The 24,922-nt window shown below is 65.3% G+C and carries 21 protein-coding genes and 1 pseudogene; 7 read left to right on the plus strand and 15 right to left on the minus strand.

Going from position 1 to position 24,922, the window contains the following annotated elements; genetic code table 11:
- Positions 1 to 210: 210 nt before the first annotated feature.
- Positions 211 to 402: a hypothetical protein gene (locus tag EDF74_RS12695; RefSeq protein WP_020424295.1), complete on the minus strand. Its 192-nt coding sequence runs from the start codon at positions 400 to 402 to the stop codon at positions 211 to 213.
- Positions 403 to 492: 90 nt separating this feature from the next.
- On the opposite strand from EDF74_RS12695, the gene EDF74_RS12700 reads away from it, so the two are divergent.
- Entirely contained in the window at positions 493 to 1,083 is a 591-nt protein-coding gene (locus EDF74_RS12700; protein WP_123730441.1) for a histone, read from the plus strand.
- Between the two features lie 135 nt (positions 1,084 to 1,218).
- On the opposite strand, the gene EDF74_RS12705 is transcribed toward EDF74_RS12700, so the two are convergent.
- The 3 genes and pseudogenes from EDF74_RS12705 to EDF74_RS18425 all read right to left on the minus strand — a co-directional run.
- Positions 1,219 to 2,613, minus strand: a complete 1,395-nt coding sequence (locus EDF74_RS12705) for a serine hydrolase domain-containing protein (RefSeq protein ID WP_123730442.1) — start codon at positions 2,611 to 2,613, stop codon at positions 1,219 to 1,221.
- A gap of 166 nt (positions 2,614 to 2,779) precedes the next feature.
- On the minus strand, positions 2,780 to 4,240 hold the full coding sequence (locus EDF74_RS12710) for a GMC family oxidoreductase (RefSeq protein WP_428999156.1): 1,461 nt from the start codon (positions 4,238 to 4,240) through the stop codon (positions 2,780 to 2,782).
- Positions 4,168 to 4,368: pseudogene (locus EDF74_RS18425) on the minus strand (FAD-dependent oxidoreductase); the annotation flags it as partial. The pseudogene EDF74_RS18425 and the gene EDF74_RS12710, both read right to left, overlap by 73 nt.
- Positions 4,369 to 4,568: 200 nt before the next feature.
- Between EDF74_RS18425 and EDF74_RS12715 the strand changes: the two are divergent.
- Together EDF74_RS12715 and EDF74_RS12720 are read left to right on the plus strand one after the other, a co-directional pair.
- Positions 4,569 to 5,912 (plus strand): NTP/NDP exchange transporter, encoded by a 1,344-nt coding sequence (locus tag EDF74_RS12715; RefSeq protein ID WP_123730443.1) that lies wholly within the window; start codon positions 4,569 to 4,571, stop codon positions 5,910 to 5,912.
- A gap of 31 nt (positions 5,913 to 5,943) precedes the next feature.
- Positions 5,944 to 6,300, plus strand: coding sequence for a DUF1304 domain-containing protein (locus tag EDF74_RS12720; protein ID WP_123730444.1), 357 nt, complete (start codon positions 5,944 to 5,946; stop codon positions 6,298 to 6,300).
- 87 nt (positions 6,301 to 6,387) lie between these two features.
- Here EDF74_RS12720 and EDF74_RS12725 read toward each other — a convergent pair whose 3' ends face one another.
- The 3 genes from EDF74_RS12725 to EDF74_RS12735 all read right to left on the minus strand — a co-directional run bounded on the left by EDF74_RS12725 (position 6,388) and on the right by EDF74_RS12735 (position 10,322).
- Positions 6,388 to 6,858, minus strand: a complete 471-nt coding sequence (locus EDF74_RS12725; RefSeq protein ID WP_123730445.1) for a hotdog fold domain-containing protein — start codon at positions 6,856 to 6,858, stop codon at positions 6,388 to 6,390.
- A 69-nt stretch (positions 6,859 to 6,927) separates the two neighbouring features.
- Positions 6,928 to 9,405: an acyl-CoA dehydrogenase gene (locus EDF74_RS12730; RefSeq protein WP_123730446.1), complete on the minus strand. Its 2,478-nt coding sequence runs from the start codon at positions 9,403 to 9,405 to the stop codon at positions 6,928 to 6,930.
- Positions 9,402 to 10,322, minus strand: a complete 921-nt coding sequence (locus tag EDF74_RS12735; RefSeq protein ID WP_123730447.1) for an alpha/beta fold hydrolase — start codon at positions 10,320 to 10,322, stop codon at positions 9,402 to 9,404. The genes EDF74_RS12730 and EDF74_RS12735 overlap by 4 nt, the downstream gene beginning before the upstream one ends.
- A gap of 139 nt (positions 10,323 to 10,461) precedes the next feature.
- Between EDF74_RS12735 and EDF74_RS12740 the strand changes: the two genes are divergently transcribed.
- Entirely contained in the window at positions 10,462 to 11,064 is a 603-nt protein-coding gene (locus EDF74_RS12740) for a TetR/AcrR family transcriptional regulator (protein WP_123730448.1), read from the plus strand.
- Between the two features lie 90 nt (positions 11,065 to 11,154).
- Here EDF74_RS12740 and EDF74_RS12745 read toward each other — a convergent pair whose 3' ends face one another.
- The 4 genes from EDF74_RS12745 to EDF74_RS12760 all read right to left on the minus strand — a co-directional run bounded on the left by EDF74_RS12745 (position 11,155) and on the right by EDF74_RS12760 (position 16,880).
- The gene (locus EDF74_RS12745; RefSeq protein ID WP_148045953.1) at positions 11,155 to 11,619 is read right to left on the minus strand and encodes a hypothetical protein; all 465 of its coding nucleotides are present in this window, start codon (positions 11,617 to 11,619) and stop codon (positions 11,155 to 11,157) included.
- An 85-nt stretch (positions 11,620 to 11,704) separates the two neighbouring features.
- Entirely contained in the window at positions 11,705 to 14,479 is a 2,775-nt protein-coding gene (locus EDF74_RS12750; RefSeq protein WP_123730450.1) for a TonB-dependent receptor, read from the minus strand.
- Positions 14,480 to 15,006: 527 nt separating this feature from the next.
- Positions 15,007 to 15,831, minus strand: coding sequence for a hypothetical protein (locus EDF74_RS12755; protein ID WP_184997299.1), 825 nt, complete (start codon positions 15,829 to 15,831; stop codon positions 15,007 to 15,009).
- Between the two features lie 152 nt (positions 15,832 to 15,983).
- Positions 15,984 to 16,880: an Hsp33 family molecular chaperone HslO gene (locus EDF74_RS12760; protein WP_123730452.1), complete on the minus strand. Its 897-nt coding sequence runs from the start codon at positions 16,878 to 16,880 to the stop codon at positions 15,984 to 15,986.
- Between the two features lie 79 nt (positions 16,881 to 16,959).
- Between EDF74_RS12760 and mtgA the strand changes: the two genes are divergently transcribed.
- Genes mtgA through EDF74_RS12775 form a run of 3 tightly spaced genes read left to right on the plus strand, consistent with a single transcriptional unit; the run spans position 16,960 to position 19,159 of the window.
- On the plus strand, positions 16,960 to 17,709 hold the full coding sequence (gene mtgA / locus EDF74_RS12765; RefSeq protein WP_123730453.1) for a monofunctional biosynthetic peptidoglycan transglycosylase: 750 nt from the start codon (positions 16,960 to 16,962) through the stop codon (positions 17,707 to 17,709).
- 39 nt (positions 17,710 to 17,748) lie between these two features.
- Positions 17,749 to 18,768, plus strand: coding sequence for a glycosyltransferase family 2 protein (locus EDF74_RS12770; protein WP_123730454.1), 1,020 nt, complete (start codon positions 17,749 to 17,751; stop codon positions 18,766 to 18,768).
- A complete protein-coding gene (locus EDF74_RS12775) occupies positions 18,728 to 19,159 on the plus strand; it encodes a CBS domain-containing protein (protein WP_123730455.1) in 432 nt (143 codons plus the stop codon). Before EDF74_RS12770 ends, EDF74_RS12775 begins: the two co-directional genes overlap by 41 nt.
- A 63-nt stretch (positions 19,160 to 19,222) precedes the next feature.
- Here EDF74_RS12775 and EDF74_RS12780 read toward each other — a convergent pair whose 3' ends face one another.
- The 4 genes from EDF74_RS12780 to EDF74_RS12795 all read right to left on the minus strand — a co-directional run bounded on the left by EDF74_RS12780 (position 19,223) and on the right by EDF74_RS12795 (position 24,899).
- A complete protein-coding gene (locus tag EDF74_RS12780) occupies positions 19,223 to 21,205 on the minus strand; it encodes an AsmA family protein (protein WP_123730456.1) in 1,983 nt (660 codons plus the stop codon).
- 407 nt (positions 21,206 to 21,612) lie between these two features.
- Entirely contained in the window at positions 21,613 to 22,248 is a 636-nt protein-coding gene (gene trhA, locus EDF74_RS12785; RefSeq protein ID WP_088432947.1) for a PAQR family membrane homeostasis protein TrhA, read from the minus strand.
- 106 nt (positions 22,249 to 22,354) lie between these two features.
- Positions 22,355 to 23,959: a peptide chain release factor 3 gene (locus tag EDF74_RS12790; RefSeq protein WP_123730457.1), complete on the minus strand. Its 1,605-nt coding sequence runs from the start codon at positions 23,957 to 23,959 to the stop codon at positions 22,355 to 22,357.
- 73 nt (positions 23,960 to 24,032) lie between these two features.
- Entirely contained in the window at positions 24,033 to 24,899 is an 867-nt protein-coding gene (locus EDF74_RS12795) for a M23 family metallopeptidase (RefSeq protein WP_260232256.1), read from the minus strand.
- Positions 24,900 to 24,922: the final 23 nt, after the last annotated feature.

The raw sequence follows: 24,922 nt of genomic DNA on the forward strand, positions 1-24,922 counted from the left end.
TGCGATGTCGCTACACGAAAGTGCTTCTTTTAAGTGTTTTTCTTTTCTGGGTTGTCAGCGTTTGATTGCGCGGAGTGTTCGCGCTGGCGGTGGCATGGCGCTCTGGTCGGGGCGCTGACGGGTACGGCAAGGGGCGCGCCGCAAGGCGCCGGTGTGAAAATTTTTCGCCGGGGTTGTTGACAGTGAAAAAAAGCGTGATTAGGTTTCGCCTCAGCAGACCTTGCCTGCGAACAGAGTGAGCAGAATCGACATCAAGTCGCGAAGCACAACCTGGACATCCACCTCGCGTCCCATGACGGTGGAGATGGCTTCGCTTCCTCCGGCGAACCGCAAGTTCCTTTCCTCTTCGATACCTGCCTGGCCACATGCGGCGGGTGTCACCGTATCCGTCACGACGCGCATGACGCGACGGCGGTCCCCGCGACGCAGCAACGGCGGGTTTGCTTTACCTGGGCGTTTCCACTCCATAGATCACTGACGAGGAGCCATCCCATGGCAACCAAGAAAGCTGCGAAGAAAAAGCCGGCCGCCAAAAAGGCAGCCAAGAAGGTCGCTAAAAAGGCGACTGCCAAGAAGGCCGTGAAGAAGGTAGCCAAGAAGGCGGCTGCCAAGAAGACGGTGAAGAAGGCGGCCAAGAAGGCGACCGCTCGCAAGGCAGCAGTGAAAAAGACGGCAAAGAAGGCAGTGAAGAAGACTGCGAAGAAGGCCGCCACCAAGAAGACCGCGAAGAAGGCAGTGAAGAAGACGGCGAAGAAGGCCGTCAAGAAGACTGCAAAGAAGGCAGCTGCCAAGAAGACCGCGAAAAAGGCGGTAAAGAAGACGGCCAAGAAGGCGACCCGCAAGGTAGCCAAGAAGGCCGCTCCGAAGAAGGCTGCCAAGAAGACCGCGAAGAAGACCGCCAAGAAGGCCACCCGCAAGGTAGCCAAGAAGGCCACCGCCAAGAAGGCGACTGCCCGCAAGGCTCCGGCCAAGAAGGCATCCGCGAAGAAGGCAGTGAAGAAGGTTGCAAAGCGCAAGCCGGCCGTTCGCAAGAAGAAGGCCGCACCGGTCGCACTGCCGGCAACCCCGGCACCGCTGATCTGAGTTTTTCCCGATAGCCGTACCTGAGACTCCTTCCCTGGCAGCCCAGCGGGGAAGGAGTTTTTTTATGGGCGGTACCAAAAACCACAAAAAAGGCGGCCATCCGGCCGCCTTTTTCAATGCCACGTGCGGGCAGGATCAGCGCGGCGAAGCGACCGCGCGGTTCGACGACACGCCCTTGCGCTTGCCTTGCGGGGCGGCATCCTCGGCCATCAGGCTGTCGCTGCCGAAGTCGGTGTCCACGTCCAGCCAGCGCTGGGTCGGCAGGCCCATGGCCTGGTCCAGTACGGTGGGCAGCAGGCCGCTGGGCAGGCTGCTTTCGCCGTTCCACATGATGGCGATGCCGAGGTCGCGTTCGGGCACCAGCGCGACCAGGCCGCGATAACCCTGGACGGCACCGGCGTGGAAGATCACTTCATGGCCGGCGTAATCGAAGGTGCGCCAACCCAGTGCATAGCCGGCCGAGTTGAGGCGTTCGCGGCGCCAGCCCGAGCGCATCTCACCGGGGGTGCTGATCAGGCTGGCGTGCAGCGTGGCCAGCAACGGGGCGGGCAGGACGTCGGGGCGATGGCCGGTGTGTGCCAGCAGCCACTGCGCCATGTCACTGGCACTGGCATTGACGCCGGCGGCCGGGGCGAGCCGGTAATAGGTCGGCTTGGGCGTGAGCGCGACCCAGCCGTTGCGGCTGCGCACGTGCGGGCGCGCCCAGCGCGAGCTGGCCTGGATGCCGGCCAGGCCGAGGCTGGCGTCATCCATGCCCAGCGGCTTGAACAGGCGGCGCTCGACGGACTGTTCGTAGAAGCTGCCGGAGGCGGCGTAGACCACATCACCGATCAGGCTGAAGGCCACGTTCTGGTAGGCATAGCAGTCGCCGGGCAGGCACTTGAGCGAGGTGGCCGCCAGCTTGTGGGTGAGCGTGTAGTACTCGGCGTTGGCTTCGACGTCGCGGTCGTAGGCGTTGTAGGGCAGGCCAACGCGGTGACTGAGCAGATCGGCCACGGTCAGGCGCTCGGTCGCTTCGGGCGTGCTCAACTGGAAGCCGGGCACGTAGTCGGTGACCTTGCTGTCCCAGCGCAGCGTGCCATCGTTGACCAGCAGGCCGGCCATGGTGCCGGCGAAGGCCTTGGACAGCGAGGCCAGGCGGAATACGGTGTGCGCGTCGACCTGCTGCGGATTGTTGACGTCGGTGACACCGTAACCGCGCGCGCTGAGCACGCGGCCGCCCTGGACGATCGCAACGGCCATGCCGGGTACGCGCTCGCCGTAGGTGAGCTGCTGCGCCATCGATTCGATCGAGGCCACGTTGAAGCTCTGCGCGGGCGGCTGCACTTTCAGGCCGGCCGGGGTGGTGCGATACGCGGCAGGCTGGGTATGCGGGGCGGCGCTCGGCGCCGATTCCTCGATATTGACCGGGAACCCGGCGGGCGCAGCGGCGGGTGTCTGTGCAGTGGAAGACATGGCGATGGGCATCAACATGCCCAACAACCCGGTTGCCGCCGAACGGATCGGTCGGCGCCTGTTGTTCTGGTTCATCGTATGGGTGCCCGTGCGCGACTGCTGTGACCGATTCTAGCGCCGCTTTTCGTGATTGCACAAACGAAACGAAGATGAATGCGTATCGCATTGAAAATACGCGGGTTTTGCCGATCTCCAAAGGATCCCTTGCCCGGGCGGTAAGGACGGTCCAGCGCACCCCTGTTCAGGCAGTGGCGGCGGTCCGGATCCAATGCGCTGCACGCTCGGCGATCATCAGGGTCGGGGCATTGGTGTTGCCGCTGACCAGGCGCGGCATCACCGACGCGTCCACCACCCGCAGCCGCTGGGTGCCATGCACGCGCAGGGTCGGATCGACCACGGCCTCGGCATGTTGCCCCATCGCGCAGGTGCCGACCGGGTGGTAGATGGTCTCGGCCTTGGCCCGGATGAAGGCTTCCAGTGCCGCGTCGTCCAGCGCGTCGTGCGGGGGGAAGACCGGCGCGCCGCGCCAGCGGTCGAAGGCGGGCTGGTGCAGTATCCGGGCCGACAGGCGCGCACATTCGAGCATCATCTTCAGGTCGTGGCCCTCCGCATCGCCGAGGTAGTTGGCGTGGATGCGCGGCGGTGAGCGCGCATCGGCATCACGCAGGCGCAGCTGCCCGCGGCTGCGTGGGTGCAGCGGGCAGGCATGCAGCGTGTAGCCATCGCCCGGCAGCCGGTGGCGGCCGTGGTTGTCCAGCATCGCCGGGACGAAATGGAACTGGATGTCGGCACCGGCATCGGTGGCCAGCGACGAGCGGGCGAAGCCGCCGGCCTCGGCCAGGTTGCTGGTGCCGGCACCGCGGCGGCCGCGCAGGAAGTAGTCCACGGCGATGCGCAGCTCGTTGCTGCGGTCGTAGCTGACGCCCGGTGTGGTGTGCACGACGGTGCAGATGTCCAGGTGGTCGTGCAGGTTGCGGCCGACACCGGGCAGATCCACGCGCGGGGTGATGCCGTGGCAGCGCAACGTGTCCGCCTCGCCGATACCGGAGAGCATCAGCAGGTGCGGGGAATGGATGGCGCCGGCGCTGAGGATCACCTCGACCGCCGCGCGTGCATGGAGGTGGTGGCGGCCGCGTCGATAGTGCACGCCGGTCGCCGTCGTGCCCTCGAAGCTCAGCGCGGTCGCCTGCGCACCGGTAAGCACCGTCAGGTTGCGCCGGTGGCGAGCAGGGCGCAGGTAGGCGTCCGCGCTCGAACACCGTGCACCGTCGCGCTGGGTGACCTGGTACAGCCCTGCGCCGAGCTGCTGGTCACCGTTGAAGTCCGCATTGTGGAGATGGCCGGCTTGCTGGGCGGCGGCGATGAACGCGGCCGAGAGGGGATTGTGGTGGCGCAGGTCGGACACCGACAGCGGTCCTGCGGCGCCGTGCAGCGCGCTGGCGCCGCGGCTGTTGCGCTCGCTGTGCAGGAACCAGGGCAGCACCTCGTCCCAGCCCCAGCCGGTGGCACCACCCGCTTCCCAGCCGTCGTAGTCGGCCGGTACGCCGCGCACGTAGCACATCGCATTGATCGAGCTCGAGCCCCCCAGCACCTTGCCGCGCGGCCACCACAGGCGACGGCCGTCCAGCGCAGGCTCGGGCTCGGTCTCCAGATTCCAGTTGATGCGGCGGTTGTTGACCAGCCGCGCCAGGCCCGCCGGCATGTGGAGAAGGGGTTGGTGTCGCGCGGACCGGCTTCCAGCAGCAATACCCGGCAGGCCGGGTCCTCGCTGAGCCGGTGGGCCAGCACGCAGCCGGCAGAACCGGCTCCAATCACGATGTAGTCGTACATGCCGCTCCTTGCCGGGGTGCGCACCGAGCATAAGACAGGTTGCGGCAGGCAGGGGCTGCGGGGTGCGTCACGCAGCGTTGCGCCGATGGGCGTGCCGGAGGCTGGCGATGTTGCGGTGCATCGTTTACCTTGCGCGCTTCGACGCCCGGAGTTCCCCACATGCTGCCGTTGCAACGCCCCTTGTGCGCGCAGAGCGGGCAATGACCGCGGCGACCGGGACCGGGACCGGCACGGCAGCCGGTGGCATGCTGAGTGCGTGGCGGCGTTCGCCACCGCTGATCTGGGCCTCGCTGTATTTCTTCTGCCTGCTGAGCGGCTACTACGTGCTGCGCCCGGTGCGCGAAGCGATGGCGGCCTCCTCCGATCTGCAGACGGTGTTCCCGCTGCCGTTGATCGAGTGGTTCGCCGGCCATGGGATCGCCCTGCAGGACTTCGTGCTGCAGTTCCTGTTCACCTGCGTGTTCTTCATCATGCTGGTGCTGCAGCCGCTGTACGGCGCGCTGGTGAGCCGCTATCCGCGCCGGGTATTCCTGCCGGTGGTGTACGGGTTCTTCATCGTCACCCTGCTCGGGTTCTACGTGATGTTCGACACCGGCGTGCCCGGGCGCGGCATGGCGTTCTTCTTCTGGATCACCGTCTTCAACCTGTTCGCGGTGGCCGTGTTCTGGAGCTTCATGGCCGACGTGTTCTCCAACGTGGAGGCGCGCGCGTACTACGGCTATCTCGGCGCGGCCGGGACGATCGGCGCATTCCTTGGGCCGATCATCACCTCGGCGCTGGTGCAGCGGGTCGGCATCGCCAATCTGATGCTGGTCTCGGCCGGCTTCCTGTTGATCTGCCTGGGCTGCATCTGGCGGCTGCGGCTGTGGGCGGTGGCACGCGAACAGGAGCGGGAACTGGTCTCCGGCGAGACGCCGATGGGCGGCAGCGTGTTCGATGGCCTGAAGCTGATCGTGCGTGAGCCGATGCTGCGCTGGCTGGCGCTGATGGTGCTGTTCGGCGTGGGCGTAGGCACCATGCTCTACAACGAGCAGGCCTCGATCGTACGACGCCTGTACACCGACCCTGCCGCCAGCACGGCGTTCTTCTCGCGCGTGGATCTGGCCGTGAACGCGCTGACCCTGATCATCCAGCTCGGCGCGACGCGCTGGCTGCTGTCGCGGTACGGGATCGCACCCGCACTGCTGATTCCCGGGGTGGCGATCATCATCGGGTTCTCGATCCTGGCCGCCTCGCCGCTGCCGCTGATGGTGGCGATGGTCCAGGTCATGACCCGCGCCAGCGAATTCTCGCTGGCCAAACCGGCGCGCGAGACGATCTACACCCGTGTGGACCGCCAGTGGCGCTACAAGGCCGGCGCGGCGATCGACACTGTGGTCTACCGCGGTGCGGACCTGACCTTCGCCTGGGTGCACAAGGGGCTGTCCCTGTTCGGCTCGCACATCGTGTTCCTCGGTGGCCTGGTCGTGGCCGGTGCCATGACCGTCGCCGCCCTTGGCCTGCTGCGCGAAGAAAAGAAGCTGCCGGGCGAGCGCCCGGAGTAAGCTCTCTGCATTACGTTCTGGAAGCCTGCCCATGTATTGGATCGCGCTGTCACTGACCTTGCTGGTCGCCCTGCTGCACGTGTACTTCCTGGTCCTGGAAATGTTCCTGTGGACCAAGCCGCTGGGATTGAAAACCTTCCGCAATACGCCGGAAAAAGCGCAGGCCACGCGGGTGCTGGCGGCCAATCAAGGGCTGTACAACGGCTTCCTTGCCGCGGGCCTGTTCTGGGGCCTGTTCGATCATCTGCCGATGCTGGTGAACTTCTCGCTGGGCTGCGTGATCGTGGCTGGCTGCTATGGCGCGTACAGCGTCAACAAGCGGATCTTCTTCATCCAGGCTGTGCCGGCGATCCTGGCCGTGGCGGCATGGTGGATGGTGCCGGCCTGACAGGCGGCAGCCACGCGTGGCGTGGCTCTGCCCTGCGATACACGAATTGGATGTAGAGCCACCCCATGGGTGGCTGCGCGCCAACGATCAACGCTTGACCGGCGACACCCACATCGCGATCCGGGCCTCGAACACCGCCGTGCCGGCGTCATCGCGCACCTGCACCTTCACCGGCAGCGCGTAACCCGCCTCGGCCGCCACGATCGGCTGCTCCGGCGTGGCCACGGCATGCTGGGTGCCCGTCGCCTTGGCCAGGTACTGCACGTCCATGCCCTTCGGGATCCAGCGCATGCCCTTGGGCAGCGAGGCATCCACCATCAGCCCGGCAGTGAGCTCGGCCAGGTTGCACAGCGCGATCGCGTGCACCGTGCCGATGTGGTTGGTGACCTTGCGCCGGTGCGCGATGCGGCCTTCGCAGCGGCCCGGTTCAAGCAGGGTGATGCGCGGGGCGATGCTGGCGAAGTAGGGTGCCTTGAAACACACCGCGCGCGAGAACAGCCAGTTGCCGGCAGGCCATCGCTGCATTCGGCGATAAAGCGTGAGCAGTGGAGCGGTCATCTAAGATCTCCCTAAAGAAACGGCGGACCGAAGTCCGCCGTTGTCGTTTACATGGTGCCAGGATCGGGATCAGGCGGCTTCGGACTGCGCGTCCTGCTGGGCACGCTTGTAGTAGCCCGCCGAGCGCAGCTCTTCCGGATCGAAGTCGTCCACGGTGATCGTTTCCAGGGTGAGCGTGCGCAGCTCCTCAAGCAGGGTGCGCTCGTCCTGGGTGATCACGCCTTCGGCCACGGCTTCGTCCAGCTGGGTAACGAAGTCCAGCGCCTCGATGCCCTTGGTCTTGAGCGCCTTGATGAACTTGCGCTCCACCGGCTCGGCCATGATCGCCTTGGACAGGTAGCTGTTGATGCGGCCACCCGGGTTGTTTTCGCACGGGGTCAGGAACACGCCACTGGCCAGACGGTCGCGGGCTTCGTTGGGCGCCATCAGCAGCGCGGCGACGCGGTGGCCAAGGCGGTCGCCCGGCGCCTCGGCACGACGACCGAACGGGAAGATCAGCGCCCACATCAGCCAGCCGATCGGACGCACCGGGAAGTTGCGCAGGGCGGCCGACAGCGACTCTTCGATCTTGTGCACGCTGTCATGGAAGGCCCAGGCCAGCAGCGGCTGGTCGGCGGCCGGTGCGCCTTCGTCGTGGTAACGCTTGAGCATGGCGCTGGTCATGTAGATGTGGCTCAGCACATCGCCCAGGCGGCCGGACAGCGATTCCTTGAACTTCAGCTTGCCGCCCAGCGTCATCATCGAGATGTCGGCCATCAGCGCCAGGTTGGCCGAGTAACGGTCCAGCTTGCGGAAGTAGCGGCGGGTGTAGGCATCGCCCGGGGCGGCACCGAAACGGGCACCGGTCAGGCCGAACCAGAACGAACGCACGGCGTTGGAGATGCCGTAGCGGATGTGGCCGAACAGGCTGCGGTCGAATTCCTGCAGGCCGGCACGGGTGTCCGGATCCTGCGCGGCCTTCATTTCCTTCAGTACCCACGGGTGGCAGAGGATCGCACCCTGGCCGAAGATCAGCAGGCTGCGGGTCATGATGTTGGCGCCTTCGACCGTGATCGCGATCGGCGCGGCCTGCCAGCTGCGGCCGGCGAAGTTGCGCGGCCCCAGGATGATGCCCTTGCCGCCGATGACATCCATCACGTCCGAGATCACTTCACGGCTCATGGTGGTGCAGTGGTACTTGGCAATGGCCGACGGCACCGACGGCACGTCGCCACGGTCCACCGCCGCCGCCGTGGCCTGGCACAGCGCGCTGATCGCGTAGGCCTTGCCACCGATGCGGGCCAGCGCTTCTTCCACGCCCTCGAAGCGGCCGACCGACAGGCCGAACTGCTTGCGGATGCGCGCATAGGCACCGGTCACCACCGCACCAGCCTTGGCACCGCCACTGGCGGTGGAGGGCAGGGTGATCGAGCGGCCGACGGCCAGACACTCGTTGAGCATGTTCCAGCCCTTGCCGGCCTTCTCGGCACCGCCGATCAGCTGGGTCAGCGGGATGAAGACATCCTTGCCGCGGATCGGGCCGTTCTGGAAGGTCGAGTTGAGCGGGAAGTGGCGACGGCCGATTTCCACGCCAGCGGTATCGCGCGGCAGCAGCGCCAGGGTGATGCCGATGTCGCGGGTGGTGCCGATCAGGCCGTCCGGGTCGTACATGCGGAAAGCCAGGCCGATCAGCGTGGCCACCGGGGCCAGCGTGATGTAGCGCTTGTCGAAGGTGAGCTTGACGCCGAGCATCTGCTCGCCGTTCCACTCGCCCTTGCAGACGATGCCGTAATCGGGAATCGAGGTCGCATCCGAGCCGGCAAACGGACCGGTCAGGCCGAAGCAGGGCACTTCACGGCCATCGGCCAGGCGCGGCAGGTACTGGTCCTTCTGTTCCTGGGTGCCGTAATGGTTGAGCAGTTCACCCGGGCCCAGCGAGTTGGGCACGCCGACGGTGGAGCTGACCACGCTTGACACCGAGGCCAGCTTCTGGATGACCTTGTGGTGGGCCAGCGCGCTGAAGCCCAGGCCGCCGTATTCCTTCGGAATGATCATGCCGAAGAACTTGTTCTTCTTGATGAAGCTCCACAGCTCCGGCGGCAGGTCGGCGTAAACGTGGGTGATTTCCCAGTCGTTGACCATCTTGCACAGCTCTTCCACCGGGCCGTCCAGGAACGCCTGTTCCTCGGAGGTGAGCTGCGGCTTGGGGTAGTTGAGCAGGATGTTCCAGTCCGGATCACCGGTGAACAGCTCGCCTTCGAAACCGACCGAGCCGGTTTCCAGCGCGATGCGCTCGGTCTGCGACAGCGGCGGCAGTACCTTGCGGAACACCTTCATCATCGGCGCGGTCAGCAGCGGCTTGCGGATGAAGGGCAGCAGCAGCGGCACGGCGATGACGGCGACGATGGCCGCAGCCACGATCGTGGCGGTCTGGTTGACGTACGGGATGAACCAGCAGGCGGCCAGCAGCACCAGGCTGATGATCGTCCAGGTGATCAGGCGCATCCGGTGGTAGGCGACGAACGCACCTGCCAGGAGGATCGCGAGGAAGGGAACGACAATGCTCATGAGCGTGCTCCGGTGACGTGCTCGGTAATGGCGGACGATGCGACGGCGGAGGCCGAGGGCAACACGTCCAGATAGTCCAACACAGTAGCGGTAAAGGCGTTGTTGTCGTCGCCGGCGACCATGTGCGTGGCCTCCGGCAACTGCACGTGGCGTGCATGTGGCACCAACGCGAGGAACTCGGCCACCGTCTGCGGGGTGACCAGGGTGCTGCGGCCGCCGCTGACCAGCAGCACGGGGCATTTCACCTGGCGCGCCGCCTCGGCAAGCGCGTCCTGGTGGTGCTCGCTGTCGCGCGCCAGCTCGGCGACCAGGCGCGGGTCCCAATGCCAGCGCCAGCGGCCGTGGCCGTCCTCGCGCAGCAATGCGCGCAGCGCATCATCCGACTTGCGCGGGCGGTGCGGCAGGTAGGAGGAGATCACGTCGGCGGCCTGGGACAGCGACGCGAAACCCTCCGGGTGCGCGGTCATGAACATCAGGATCTTTTCGACACCGGCGGTATCCCAGCGTGGGGTGATGTCCACCAGCACCATCGCCGAAAACAGGCCCGGCCAGCGCGACTCGGCGAGCAGGCCGAACAGACCGCCCATCGAGGCGGCGATCAGGACCGGCGGCTGCGGCTGTTCACCGGCCAGCACGATCAGATCATCGGCGAACTGTTCACCGTGATACGCAAGGTCGGCCGGGTTCCAGTCGGAATCGCCGTGGCCACGCGCGTCGTAAGCCAGGGTCTGGTAGCCGGCGTCGACCAGCGCGTTCGCGGTGGCGTTCCACGCATGCCGTGTCTGGCCGAAGCCGTGCGCGAACAGCACCGTGCCACGGCGCCCCGGACCTGTGCGGGTGGCGGCCAGCACGGCGTCATGCGCGCCGGTCAGTCGCTCATCGCCAAGGCGGGGCAGGGGAGAAGGAGGAATGACCATACTCGCTAGTATGGACTTGCCCTGTGCGATGTCAATACTTCGGAGTATGGTGGGTCCATCCCTTGTGGCAGCAGGCGTGAAGCGCCCTTTTGCTGATTCACATACTGCAACCAACTCCGGCGTATGGTTAAATCCACCTATGAATGAACCCGAAGCTTCCGCCGGCGAGCCACGTGCCGGCCGCAATAGCCGCCTCAGTGCCGAAGACTGGGCCCAGGCCGCACTGGATCTGATTGCCGAACAAGGCGTGGGCGCGGTCGCGGTGGAGCCGCTGGCGCGTCGCCTCGGTGTCACCAAGGGCAGCTTCTATTGGCACTTCCCTTCGCGCGATGCATTGCTGCAGGCTGCACTGGAGCGCTGGGAACTGTTCGAGCAGGAACAGGTGTTCGGCAGCCTGGCCGACGTCACCGATCCGCGCGTGCGTCTGCGCCAGCTGTTCCAGGTGGTGGCGCATGAAGTGCAGCCGCACATCATCTACAGCGAGCTGCTCAAGGCGCTCGATCACCCGATGGTGCGCCCGGTCATCGACCGCGTGTCGCACCGCCGGCTGGAGTATCTGGTCGCCTCGTTCCGCCAGGCCGGCCTGAGCCGTACCGACGCGCAGCATCGTGCACGCCTGGCCTATGCCGCCTATGTCGGCTTCCTGCAGTTGTCGCTGCAGCTGCAGCAGCCCAAGCAGGCGCGCGAGGATTTCGAGGCCTACGTGGAGCATGTGATCGAGACGTTGATTCCGATCGGGTGAGGGCGGCGCGGCGCGCCTGGTCATCGCATGCACAAAAAAGGCCTGCCCCGATCGGGGCAGGCCTTTGCGTATCAGCGGTAGTGCGTTTACTTACTTCTGGCTCTGACCGATCCGCTGTTGCGCACGGACGGTGTCGTCCTGCGCGCGCAGCTTCAGGCGGGCGCGTTCGGCGACGGTGAGGCAGTTGTTCTGCGGCAGGTTGCTGCCGATGGTCTTCTCGCGGCGACACACCAGGCGGCTGTCCGCGGCGGCCTGCGTGAGGATCGTATTGATCTGCGACTGGTCGTTCATGACCGCAACGCGGTCGTTTTCGTGCAGGCGCGAGACATCGTCGGCCGTGCCGAGCTTGGCCTGGATGCGGTTGAGTGCCGCCACCACCGAGCTCTTCTGTTCCAGCGAGATTTCGCGATATTTGTCGCTCTCAAGATCGGCCATGACCGTCTTGCGTTGTTCAGCGAACGAGTGGTTGAGATCGATCACGTTCTTGCCCTGCGCCCAAGCGGCGCCGGAGACGGCGAACGCCAGCAGCAGGCCGGTCAACATCCTTTTTTTCATGGGGCTCATCCTCGGTCCTGGAAGGAAAAAAGGATGGCCCGGCGAACCGGGCCATCCTCAAGCGGTTGCTACTACCTCAGACCCATCAGAAGCGCTGGGTGTACTGCATGTACATGTAACGACCCGGGATGTCGTACTGCGGGTCGAACGAGTTGGCGAACGCATCCAGCGTGACCGGCGGGTCCTTGGCGAAGATGTTGTTGGCACCGACGCGCACGGTCGCATTCCACGGCAGGTTGTAGCTCAGCTGCAGATCGTGGTACGTGATCGATTCCAGCGTGCCTTCGCTCACATCTTCGGTCAGGCCCGAACGGTAGCGGATCATCCAGCTGGCGCTGAAATCACCGTAGGTCCAGTCGGTGGTCAGGTTGCCACGCAGGCGCCAGTACGGATCGGACTCGAAGTACTTGCCGTTCAGCGCTTCCCAATCGTCCTGCGTCGAATCGCGCGAGCGGTTCTTGGTGACGTAGGTGGAATCGAGGGTGAAGCCGAAGGTGCCGACGCTGGTGTCTGCCAGGCGGTACTTCACGGTCAGGTCGTAACCTTCCAGTTCCTGGAAACCGGCGTTGATCGGGCCGATGAACATGCCGGTGACGAGACCGGTCGCATCACGGGTGATCAGGTCGCAGTAGCTGGAGATGTTGTCAACGTAGCACTTGTCCAGGATCGTGTTGGCCGCGAAGCTGCTGATGCGGTTTTCCAGCTCGATGGACCACCAGTCCAGCGAGATGTTCAGGCCGGTCGCCCAGGACGGGCTGTACACCACGCCCAGCGTCTTGCTGGTGGCGGTTTCCGGGGTCAGATCCGGGTTGCCGCCAAGGGTGAACGGATAGATGGTCTGGCCACCGTTGACGCCGCCGCCGCTGTTGTAATCGGCCACGAAGCCAGCCGGGACGCCGCGGGCGGCGCAGTTGGCCTGCACGCCAGCGTTGCCGGCGAAGCGACCGTCGCCCGAGCAGGGATCGGAGTAGGTGGCGAAGGTGTCGGAGTCACCACGGTACAGATTGGTGATCGACGGTGCACGGAAGCCTTCGGCCCAGTTACCACGGACCAGCACTTCGTCCAGCGGCTTCCACTTGAAGCCGAACTTGCTGTTCAGCGTGTTGCCGAAGTTGCTGTAGTCCGAGTAACGGGTGGCAGCACTCAGTTCCAGCAGCTGGGCACCCGGCAGGTCCTTCAGCAGCGGGATCGCCACTTCGATGTACGCGTCATCCAGCGAGTACTCGCCGGAGGTCGCGGTGAAGGAGTTGCCCGAGGTCAGGCCGTTGGCGATGAAGGCGTCCGGCGAGGAATAGCCGCTTTCCTTGCGGTGTTCAAAACCAGCCGCGAAGCTCAGCCAGCCAGCCGGCAGTTCGAACAGTTCACCGGAGAGGTTCGCGGTGACGCTTTCGTTGCGGTACTGGTAGGTGTTGTGTGCGGTGAACAGGATGTAGTCCAGCATCTCCTGGCTCACGCCACCGGCCGGCGACAGCGGGTTGAACGGGGTGCAGCCGCTGATGATGTCGCCGCCCGGGCCGTCAACGCAGACCACGCGGCCGCCACGCACTTCGGACGCGCCGAGGGCAGCTTCCAGCGACAGCAGGTTGGCGTCGCCGACCTGGGTCTCCACTTCGTTGGTCTTGTTGAACGCGTAACCGGCATCCCAGTTGAACTGGCGGCCGGCGAACTCGAAGAAGCCATCCAGGCCCAGATAGACGTGGCTGGTCTTGGTGTTCTGGTCGTACAGACGCGACGCTTCGGTCAGACGGTGGGTCCAGCTGACATCACGCCCATCACCGCCGTAAGCGGCGTTGTAGGGGTTGTAGTAGCTGTCACCGCTCAGGCTCAGGCCGGTGTTGATGGTGCTCAGCGGGAAGCCGGCCAGCTGCTGGGCCGAGCGACGCTCGTTGTACAGCGCATCCATCTTGAAGGTGATGTTGTCCGACAGGTTGTAGCTGCCCTGCGCGAACAGAGCACTACGCTTCTGCGGGGTCGCCAGGTAATTGTCCTTGGCGAAGTTGTAGTTGAAGTCGCTGGTGTACGGGATGTACTGGTTCAGCGCGTAGTACGGATCGCTGGCCAGACCGCTGGCGATGGCGCCCGGACGCAGGGCCAGATTGCCGCCTGCAGCTGCCGAGGCGTTGATCTTGCCGTTGGCCGAGTAGCTGCTGTACGTGGCGCTGCCGCGGCCGAATTCCGGCACCGCCGAGATGGCGCGGTCACCGGCGGAGACGGCGTCTTCTTCAACACGCGACACGCTGATGACCAGGTTGCCGCGATCGCTGCTGGTGCCGACGGTGGCGTCGAACGAGGTGCGCTGACCGTCGCCCTGGCCGTACTGGCCGACGTAGGCGTTGACTTCCGCGCCTTCGTAATCGCCGCGGGTGATCAGGTTGACCACGCCGGCGATGGCGTCGGAACCGTAGACCGACGAGGCGCCGTCCTTCAGCACTTCAACGCGTTCGATGATGGAGGCCGGGATGGTGTTCAGATCCACCGAACCGGAGGTGTTGGACACCCAACGGCGGCCGTTCACCAGCACCAGGGTGCGTTCCGAACCCAGGTTACGCAGGCTGATGGTGGACGAGCCGTCACCGCCGTTGTTGAAGTTGGTGTTCAGACCGGCACCGTTGGCCGAGATGCGCTGGAGCACATCGGCGACCGAGGTCAGACCCTGCTTTTCGATCGCAGCGCGGTCCATGATGAAGACCGGCTGGGAGTTCTCGACGTCCACGGAGCGGATGCGGGAACCGGTGACCTCGATGCGATCGAGGTTGGTCGGCGATGCCGACTCCTGGGCGACAGCGGTGGTGGCAGTGCCTGCCGTCGCGACCAGCGCGATCACCACTGCATCACGCAGCTTGTTGTGCTTGAAATTCATTGCTCTCTCTCTCTCCAAGTGGGCTTGGGTACGACACGAAGTTGGCTTCTGCGGGGCGGAGACGAAAGGCGTCTCCAAGTCGCGAAGCTGACTCGATAGTAACCACGTATTCGGAGAAATTAAAGACCCGTTAATACTTCATGTGATTTAGGTGAAATTCGGCAAAGTCCTTGTGCCCCAATGCATTGCGGGTGCGATCAGTGCTTCGCGCCCATTGGCAGTGCCTAAGATGTGATGACTTTTGGCACATTTTTTATGTCGATTTGTATCGAATTCGCCTGAATGGGCGGCCGGGAGGGCTCGCACTCGACCGGGCGCCGCGTTCCTGAAGCGTCGTGATTGTCCCGTCAGCGGGCGTTTCGGCACGCCTTATGCTAGGAATCGTTACATGACTGACGGTAATGAGGGGCACGGTGAACGCGCGCACGGCAATGCCGCCGCAGGAGGCAGCGGTCAATCAATCCAGATAGGGGGCAGGGATCACCCGTGCACCAGTGCAGGCCCGTTGCAGGCCAATCGGTGAGGGCTTACAGGTCCTGCTCGTAGCGGACGTAGGGCACAGTGCCTTCGTCGGTGCTCTCATTGCGCGGAGCGAACGGATTCTTGCCGCGGGTGACGACGTTCTCGGCGCCCACGGTGAGCTGGCCGCTCCATGGGGTGCGCCAGGTCAAGCCGACGCCCAGGCCTTCCCACTTGCCGGGCTGCCCCGGGACATCGACCACGCGGCCGATGATGTTGCCGCTGAAATTGCCGTAGCCAGCACCGATGGTGAGGCTCTTGCTGTCCCAGCGGTCGACGATGGCCGGCGAGGCGTCCGCGATCGGCACCAGGCGTGCCTTCGCATACGTGCCGCCGATCGACACGAAGCCTTCGCGGCCGATGTTCTTCTGCCCGAAGACGGTCAGATCGTTCTGTTCGGCGCGCAGCGACGGCGATTTGTTCGGCCCCGCCAGCCAGGCTGGCAGGGTGTCGCGGCCGCTGCCGGCGGTGATGCCCACGCGCCCACCGGGCCGGTTGAAGGCGGCGGTGCCGCTGACCCGGCGGCTGAGGGTGTTGTCTTCTTCATCGCCCAGAGTAGCCAGCATGCAATGACTGGCCAACCCGCTGATGCTGGTGCCGCGGCTGCTGTTGCACAGCAGGCCGAGCGAATCACCGGAGGACAGCCCAAAGGCCGCATCCAGCGAGCTGCGCCCGAAATGCCAGCGGGCACCGACGGCCTGTTCGCCGGTCGGCTCCAGATACAGCAGCGCCTCGACCTTGCCGCTGCCCTTGTTCCAGACCGGCAACACCGTGCCGTCCTGCCTGCCCTTGGCCTGCGCATGCGCGCCCGAGACCGCGCCAAGGGCGATCATCAGGGCCAGCGGTAGACGCAGAAGGGGATGCATGGGAACTCTCAGACAAGCGCTGTGACGACAAGTTCCCGCCGAAGCGGGACATTGATCCTAGGGCGTTTATGATTTCTTAACAAGTCTTGGTTCTCCCCAGAACAAAACTCGTACCAAAATTACTGAAGCCGTTCAGGTGCCGGCGAAGATACATCCATCTCGCGGAACAGTATGTCGAATTCCGTCAACGGAAAGTGATACTCCTGCCCGCAGAATTCGCAGCGCACTTCGACCGCACCGGTCGGCTCGGCGGCCGCCCGTGCTTCCGCTTCGCCCAGCGACTGCAACATGCCCTGGACGCGCTCGCGCGAGCAGGAGCAGGCAAAGCGCAGCGCCTTGTCGCCCAGCAGTTCCGGGTGTTCCTCATGGAACAGGCGATGCAACAGGTCGTGGCCGGGCACATCCAGCAGTTCCTGCTTGCCCAGGGTCTCGAACAGCGCGCTGGCACGCGACCAGCCATCCTGGTCGCCTTCATCGCCCGGCAGCTTCTGCAGCAGCAGGCCTGCGGCGCGGGTGCCATCCGCAGCCAGCAGCAACCGGGTCGGCAACTGCTCGGACTGGCGGAAGTAATCCTCGAATGCCTCGTCCAGGCCGGCCGCGCTCAGTCCGACCAGGCTCTGGTAGCGCTGCGGTTCGCGCGGGTCCAGGCCGGGGTTCTCGATGGTGATCGCCAGCAGCGCGTCATCGCCCAGGGCGGTCAGATCGCGCGGGGCATCACCACCGCCGTCGGCCAGCTGGACGATGCCGCGCAGGGTACCGGCTGCGGTGCACTCGGCGAACAGGGTGCGCAGCGCGGTGTTGCTGCGCAGCTGGATGGACAGCCGGCCATCAACCTTGGTGTGGCCGGTGAACAGCGCCGAGGCGACGCTCGCTTCGCCGAGCAGTTCGGCTGCACCCGGCGGGTAGGCGGCGTGGGACAGGATCTCCTGCCAGGTCGCATCGAGGTGCACGTGCACGCCGCGGACGCCGGCATCGGGGAGCAGGAAACGGGCAAGGGTGTCGGTCTGGGCGGTCATCGGTTCGGTGGCTGCGCGAAAGGAGTGCCGGTTGCCGGATAATGCGCCGACAACCGTGCAAGTAAAGGATGCACCAGTAATGGGGGCAGAGCGCAGCAACCTCAAGGTCGAGCCGGACCTGGAACCGTCACCGCCGCGGCGCTGGCGCTGGAAACGCCTGATGTGGCTGCCGGTGCTCTTCGTCGGCATCAGCGTGTTGCAGGTACTGGCCCTGCGCTTCATCGATCCGCCCGTGTCCAGCGTGATGGTGTGGCGCTACGGCGAGGCGCTGGGGCAGGGCGACTGGGGCTACCGGCTGCATTACCAGTGGCGTGACCTGGACCAGATGGCCGCGAGCCTGCCCATTTCGCTGGTGGCCGCCGAGGACCAGCGCTTCCCGGAGCACAATGGCTTCGACCTGCAGGCGATCGAAAAGGCGCGCGATCACAATGCGCGCGGTGGCCGCCTGCGCGGGGCCAGCACGATCAGCCAGCAGGTCGCCAAGAACCTGTTCCTGTGGCAGGGCCGCAGCTGGATCCGCAAGGGGCTGGAAGTCTGGTACACGGTGCTGATCGAAGCGCTATGGCCCAAGTCGCGGATCCTGGAGATGTACGCCAACATCGCCGAGTTCGGCGACGGCATCTATGGCGCACAGGCGGCGTCCCGGCAGTACTGGAACAAGGACGCCTCGCGGCTGAGCCCGGCCGAAAGCGCCCGGTTGGCCGCGGTGCTGCCATCGCCGCGTCGCTACAACGCCGCCAAGCCGGGGCCCTACGTGCAGCGCCGTGCGGCCTGGATCCAGCGGCAGGCCCGCCAGCTGGGCGGCAACGCTTACCTGGGCGACGACTGAGCATTCATGTACGTGATTGGCTGACGCTACAATCGCGGCATGAACGCCCAACGCCTGACCGTCGTGGTTGCCGCCCACAATGAAGCCTTGGCCCTGCCGATGCTGCACGTGCGTCTGTGCGCGGTGCTCGACGACCTGGGTGGCATCGATGGCCGGGTGCTGTATGTCGACGACGGCAGTACCGATACCTCGTGGGAGGTGATGCAAGGGTTGGCGGACGCGGACCCCCGCGTCGGCGTGCTGCGGCTGTCGCGCAACTTCGGCAAGGAGGCGGCGCTGACCGCCGGGCTGGATTTTGTCGACAACGGCGCGGTGATGATTCTCGACGCCGATGGACAGGACCCGCCCGAACTGATTCCCGAGTTCGTCGCGCTCTGGCAGCAGGGCTATGACAACGTGTATGGCACGCGCCTGAAACGCGATGGCGAGAGCTGGTTCAAACGGTCCACCGCGAAGGTGTTCTATCGGGTGATCGGGCGCCTGTCCAACACGCCGATTCCCGCTGATACCGGGGATTTCCGACTGCTTTCCCCGCGCGCGCTGCAGGCACTTGGCCAGCTGCGTGAACGTCACCGGTTCATGAAAGGGCTGTTCGGCTGGGTGGGTTTCCGCCGCAAGGCGCTGCCCTATCATCGTCACGCGCGGCTGGTGGGGGAAAGCAAGTTCAGCGTCTGGCGGCTGTGGAATTTCGCGCTGGAAGGCATCACGGGGTTCTCGACCGCGCCGCTGCGGGCGACCACCTACCTGGGCTTGGCCGCAGCGAGCGTCGCGTTCCTGTTCGCACTGGTGGTCGTCCTCAAGGCCGCCCTGTACGGCGACCGCGTCGCGGGCTGGCCGACCATGATGGCGGTGATCCTGTTCCTGGGCGGCATACAGCTGATCGCGCTGGGGCTGATCGGTGAATACCTCGGCCGGCTCTATGAGGAATCCAAACAGCGCCCGCTGTATCTGGTTGACACCTGGCAGGCGCCGTTCGTGGCAGACTCGGCCGTGCATCCCATCGGTGGAGAGCAGCGAGATGACCACGGTACGACAGCTGTTGGAAGGCAAGTCCCCTGAGGTATTCGCCGTAGCGCCGACATCGGCGGTGATCGATGCCATCCGGCTGATGGCCGAAAAGGGCATCGGCGCGGTGCTGGTGATGGAGGGCCGGCAACTGGTCGGGATCCTTTCCGAGCGCGACTACGCGCGCAAGATCGTCCTGCACGAGCGCTCGTCACGCACGACCGAAGTGCGCGAGATCATGACCCCCAAGGTAGTGACGGTAGCGCCCGGCGAGCAGGTGGAACACTGCCTGCAACTGGTCACCGATTACCGCATCCGGCATCTGCCGGTGGTCGACGGCACGGGCGTGCTCGGCGTGATCTCGATCGGCGATCTGGTCAAATCGGTGATCGACGAACAGGCGCAGAAACTCGATCAACTGCAGCAGTACATCGTCGCCGGCTGAGCGGCCCTGGATGTTGCCCGGATGGCCGGTCAGCGGCCGGCATCCGGCCATGACCGCATCTGCTTACTTGGCGTAACGCCCACCGCAGTTGCTGTCTTCGCCCGGGCCGGTCTCGATCGTGGCCAGCAGGGCAGCCGGCGGGGCGATGCTGCCCAACGCCAGCGCGATCGCTCCGCGGATGCCCAGCGCCTTGAAATCCGGGCGGAACGAGGGATCCTTGAAGGTGCCGCCGATGCGCAGTGGCGAGCGCAGCGCCAGGATGCTCATGTCCTTCGGGCGTGGCCGCAGCAGCAGGTCCAGCTGTTCCTGCTTCAGATCCACCTTGCCTTCGCCGAGGATCAGGGTGTCGGTGGTATCAAAGGCGAGCGAACGTGATTGCATCACACCGTTGGCGACTCCGAAGTCGCCCCACGCGCAACGCAGTGGAATCTGCTTGTCACCGGTAAACAGAAACTTCACCGATTCGGCGACATCCAGTCCGGCCAGTTCCATGATCAGATTGCCGACATGCCCACGGCCGATGCCGAGGGCTACCGCGCCGTCTGAACTGCCCAGCATCGCTGCCACCGAATTGCCCTGGCCGGTCAGGTTGATATCACCGCTGATGCCGCCCGAGGCCTGCTCGGCCAGCTTCGCATCCGGGAACAGCTTGCCCAGCTGCACCTTGCGGATGGTGGCCTGCAGCTGCGTGGAGATCGCCTGCTTGCGCGCGTCCATCCGGATCGTGCTGCGGATATCGCCGCCCGCCACACCGAAGTTGAGCGGTTCCAGGCGCAGCAGCCCGTCATTGAGCTTGAGGTGGGCATCCATGTCATCCAGCGGCAAGGTCGGCGAATTGATCCGCTGCGCCTTCCAGCGCACATCGGCATCCATCGCACGCAGCTTGGACAGGTTGTAAGGCGTATCGGGCAGCACCTTGGCGCGGGTCGCCAGCGCAGCCGCTTGGGCCTTCTGCTCGGCATTGGCCGATTCGCCCGCACCGGTTTTCGGCGGCGCCCCGATGAACCCGGCCAGATCGTCGAAGTCCAACCGCTTGGACACCAGATCCGCCTTCAGGAACGGCCGGTCACCGCTCACGTCGATCTGCGCGGTCCCGCCCAGATCGCTGTCACCGGCCGTACCCGTGAAATTCTCATAACGCCAGATCGCGTTGTCGCGCTTGAGCTGCCCCTTGAGCCTGTAAGGCGGCGTGGAGGGCATGGCGACCCCGATCAGCGGATACAGATCCTCCATATCCTGACCACTCAACATCAATTCCAGATCGAACACGCGCAGCTGGAATGGGTTGGTCAACGTCCCACTGGCGATCGCATGCGTATTCCCGGCACGCCCATCCAGATGGATGCGGAACGGGTGCCCGGTATTGGTCAGCTCCAACGGCGACTCGGTATTGCCTTCCAGCGAGAACGGATTGCCCTGCCAGCGCCCTTTGCCCTTCACCAGCAGCGGCGGACCACTGTCCTTGTCGCGTGGCTTGCCGCTGTCCAGCGACACCATCACATCGGTCCGGCCCGCCGCATCCTGGAACTGCAGCCGCCCATCATCGACCAACAACCGCTGCAGCACCGGCGGATCACCGTCGCTCGGCCCCAGGAAATCCCAATTGCCCGGCTGATTCTTCTCCGGCGCCGTCTCCAGCAACAGATCCGGCCGGATCAACCGGATCTCCGGAATCCGCACCTGCCCGCGCAACAACGGCGACACCCGCAGATCGATCTCCACCCGATCCGCCGTCGCCATCTGCGGCTGCTTGGCCCACGTCGCATTCGCAAACGTCAGCCCATCGCCGCGCACCGTCGTGACCCGACCCAGATCGACATCCAGATCCCCATGGATATGGAACTCCCGCCCGGTCTTGGCCTGAACCGCCCGTTCCACTGGCCCCTTGAACCAGTTCCAATCCCACAACGCGATCAGAATCAGCAGTGCAGCAAACAGAAACACGAGGATCGCCAACCACCGCTGCCCCCGCTTGCCAAGACGACGCCAGCGCCAGCGGGAACGAGAAGGAGCATCGGAAGGAACAGGGGAGGGCACAGTATTCACCTCCCCATGGTTGCCCTTGCATCGTGCAGGCAACGCGAAGCATTGGTAAGGGTAGTGTCAGGGTGAGGCGTGCCGATCCTCGTCGTCGCCGCTGGGGACGACTACGCCAGGCGCAGTGCGTGGCCATGCTTGGCACCCGGTCCAACCAGGATTTTGACCTTCTCAGGCCACCAGCCAACGGTGAGCGGGGCGGTGCGGGTGGGTTGGCGGGACCATGAGCGCCATGGATGGCGCGACATGAGCCTCCAGGGACGGATTCACGGCGTGTCCCGCCGACCCACCCGTGCCGACCCCGCCTGGCGCATTCCTGACGCCCGAGTCGCTCTTGGTCTCGCTCTTGCTGTTGCTAGTGCTATTGCTCTCGCTGGTCAGGGTGCCGTCGCACTTGCCTGGCAGAAAAACAGCACTCAGAGAATCTGCGCCGTCACCGCAACGAAGTGACACACACTCCCGCCGATCACGAACAAATGCCAGATCGCATGCGAATACGGCACCGACTCCCGGTGATAGAACACCGTCCCCAACGTATAGAACACACCGCCGGCCAGCAGCCACCCCAGCGTCCACGCATCCAGCGAATGCCACATCGGCTTGATCGCCACCATCACCATCCAGCCCATCGCGATATAGATGATCGTCGACAACAGCTTGAACCGGCCGGTATAGAACAGCTTGAACACCACCCCGAACAGTGCCAGCGCCCAGATCGCGGTGAACATGCCCCAGCCCCACGGCCCCCCGCGCAGACCGATCAGCGTGAACGGCGTGTACGTACCGGCGATCAACAGATAGATCGCGCAGTGATCGAACACCTTCAGCCGGCCCTTGGCGACCGGATGCTGGATCGCGTGATACAGCGTGGATGCCGTATACAACAGCAACAGCGCCACGCCGAACACGATCGCGCTGGCCAGCTGCCAGCCGTCGCCATAGATGGCGGCCAGGGTGATCAGTACCGCACTGCCAGCCAGTGCAGCAACGGCGCCAAGCCCGTGGGTCAAGGCGCTGGCGATTTCTTCTCGAACGGAAACGACAGAGGTCATGGCGATGATCGGATGTGCGGGGAGGAGGAGCCCGCTCCCCCCTATCATCGCCAAGATGGGCCGCGCATGCACGCGCGGCCGTTCAGCCGACAGATCGGCTGAGCGATCAGCTGACCGACACGCTGTGCGCGGCTTCGCGCGTGGCCGCAAAGCGCACGTCCGGCGCGCGTTCCTGCGCCAGCTGCAGATTGACGCGCGTCGGTGCCAGGTACACCAGCTGGCCGGCGGCATCGATGCTCAGGTTGCCTGCGTTCTTCTCGCGGAACTCCTCCAGCTTCTTCTCGTTGCTGCAGGTGACCCAGCGCGCCGTGGTCACACTGACCGGCTCGAACGTGGCTTCCACGCCGTACTCGTCCTTCAGGCGGTACGCCGCCACATCGAACTGCAGCACACCCACCGCGCCCAGGATCAGGTCGTTGCTCATCAGGGGGCGGAAGAACTGCGTCGCGCCCTCTTCGGAGAGCTGCGCCAAGCCCTTCTGCAGCTGCTTGAGCTTGAGCGGATCGCGCAGGCGGGCGCGGCGGAACAGTTCCGGCGCGAAGTTCGGGATGCCGGTGAAGCTGACCGCTTCGCCTTCGGTGAAAGTGTCACCGATGGAGATCGTGCCGTGGTTGTGGATGCCGATCACATCGCCCGGCCACGCCTCGGCGGCGATCTCGCGATCGCTGGCCATGAAGGTCAGCGCATTGGCCAGCTTCATTTCCTTGCCGGTGCGCACATGGAAGGTCTTCATGCCGGCCACGAAACGGCCGGAGCACACCCGCATGAATGCCACGCGGTCGCGATGCTGCGGGTCCATGTTCGCCTGGATCTTGAACACGAAGCCAGTGAGCTTGTTTTCCTGCGGTGCGATGACGCGGCCGGTGGTGGCGCGCGGCTGCGGCGACGGCGCATGCTCGACGAAGAAGTCCAGCAGCGGCTGCACGCCGAAGTTGTTCACACCCGAGCCGAAGAACACCGGGGTCTGCTTGCCGGCCAGGTAGGCCTCCACGTCGAACGGATGGCTGGCGCCCTGCACCAGCTCCAGCTCGTCGCGCAGGTCGGCCAGCATGCGCTCACCGATCTTCTCGGCCAGCCCCGGCGAATCGATCGAGGGGAAAATGGTCGAATCCTGGCGGGTGAAGTTGCGACCCTGTTCGTACAGATGCACCTCACCGCTGATCAGATGCACCACGCCCTTCAGGCGCTGGCCCATGCCGATCGGCCAGGTGACCGGCGCGCACTGGATGCCGAGCACGCTTTCCACTTCGTCCAGCAGATCGATGGGCTCCTTGCCCTCGCGATCGAGCTTGTTGATGAAGGTCATGATCGGCGTGTCGCGCAGCCGGCAGACTTCCATCAGCTTGATGGTGCGCTCTTCCACGCCCTTGGCCACGTCGATCACCATCAGCGCCGAGTCCACCGCGGTGAGCACGCGGTAGGTGTCCTCGCCGAAGTCGGCGTGGCCGGGGGTGTCGAGCAGGTTGACGATCTTGCCTTCGTACGGGAACTGCATCACCGAGGAGGTGACCGAGATCCCGCGCTCCTTTTCCAGCGCCATCCAGTCGGAGGTCGCATGGCGCGCGGCCTTGCGGCCCTTGACCGAACCGGCCATCTGGATCGCACCGCCGAACAGCAGCAGCTTTTCGGTCAGCGTGGTCTTGCCGGCGTCAGGATGGGAAATGATGGCGAAGGTGCGGCGGCGCGCAGCTTCGGTAGCGACTTCGGACATGGCGTGACGCGCCCGCCCGGGGCGCTTTTCATGGAGATAAGCCGCTCAGTATAGCGGGGGAGGGCGGCCGGGGTCAGGGCAGGGCGGATGGGCCGGCCTCGTCCGTGCTCCGGGCGAAGTGCAACTCGCCGTGTGGGCTGACGATCCGTGCCGGGATCGAGCGCAGCCGCATCCCGGCATTGACCTGCACCGCGAAGTGCAGGTGCGGCGCGGCGCTGTAGCCGGTGTTGCCCGATAGGCCGATGCGCTGCCCTGCCTGGACCTGCTCGCCGGGGAGGACCAGCACGCCGTGGTGCTGCAGGTGGGCGTATACGGCCATGCTGCCGTCGTCATGCAGCACCCGCACCAGGTTGGCCCGGCCCAGATCGTGGTCCCGGTCCTGCCCGTTGCCCTGATACCCGGCCTGGACCTGCATGACGGTTCCTGCCCGCGCCGCGAGTACGGGCGTGCCTTCGGGCAGGGCGAAGTCGATGGCCTCGCGGTTCTCGGCATCGTTGTGGCTGAACCGCCCTCGCGGTGCCTGGCTGACCTGGATGCGGGCGGCATCGAACGGCAGTTGGTAGCTCACATCCTGGGGCCGCGCGGCGGGGTCGCCAGGAACGGCCGTCAGATCCAGACGGATCGCGGTACTGCCGGCCGGCGGCTGCAGGTGGGTCACCACGACGCTGGCGCCTGCGGCGACCACCGTCTGAAGGGGGAGCCCCGGTAGCGCGGCGGCGCCGGCGGCGGGTCGCAGTTCGACCTGGACCGGCCCGGCCACGCGGTTGTCCACGCGCGCCTGCCAGCGCTCGCCAGCCCCTTCCAGGGTCAGCACGGCCAAGGCCGGCACATCCGTGGCGAGGCCGTCGCGGGGTGCCGAAGCGGATGCTGGCCGGTCGAGGTGCCAGCCCTTCCGCCAGTTCACCCCCGGGTCGGCCCAGGCGTTCAGCACCGGGATCATCATCAACGTCAGGGCAGTGAAAC

The organism is Stenotrophomonas rhizophila, from assembly GCF_003751305.1.
GTDB lineage: Bacteria > Pseudomonadota > Gammaproteobacteria > Xanthomonadales > Xanthomonadaceae > Stenotrophomonas > Stenotrophomonas rhizophila_B.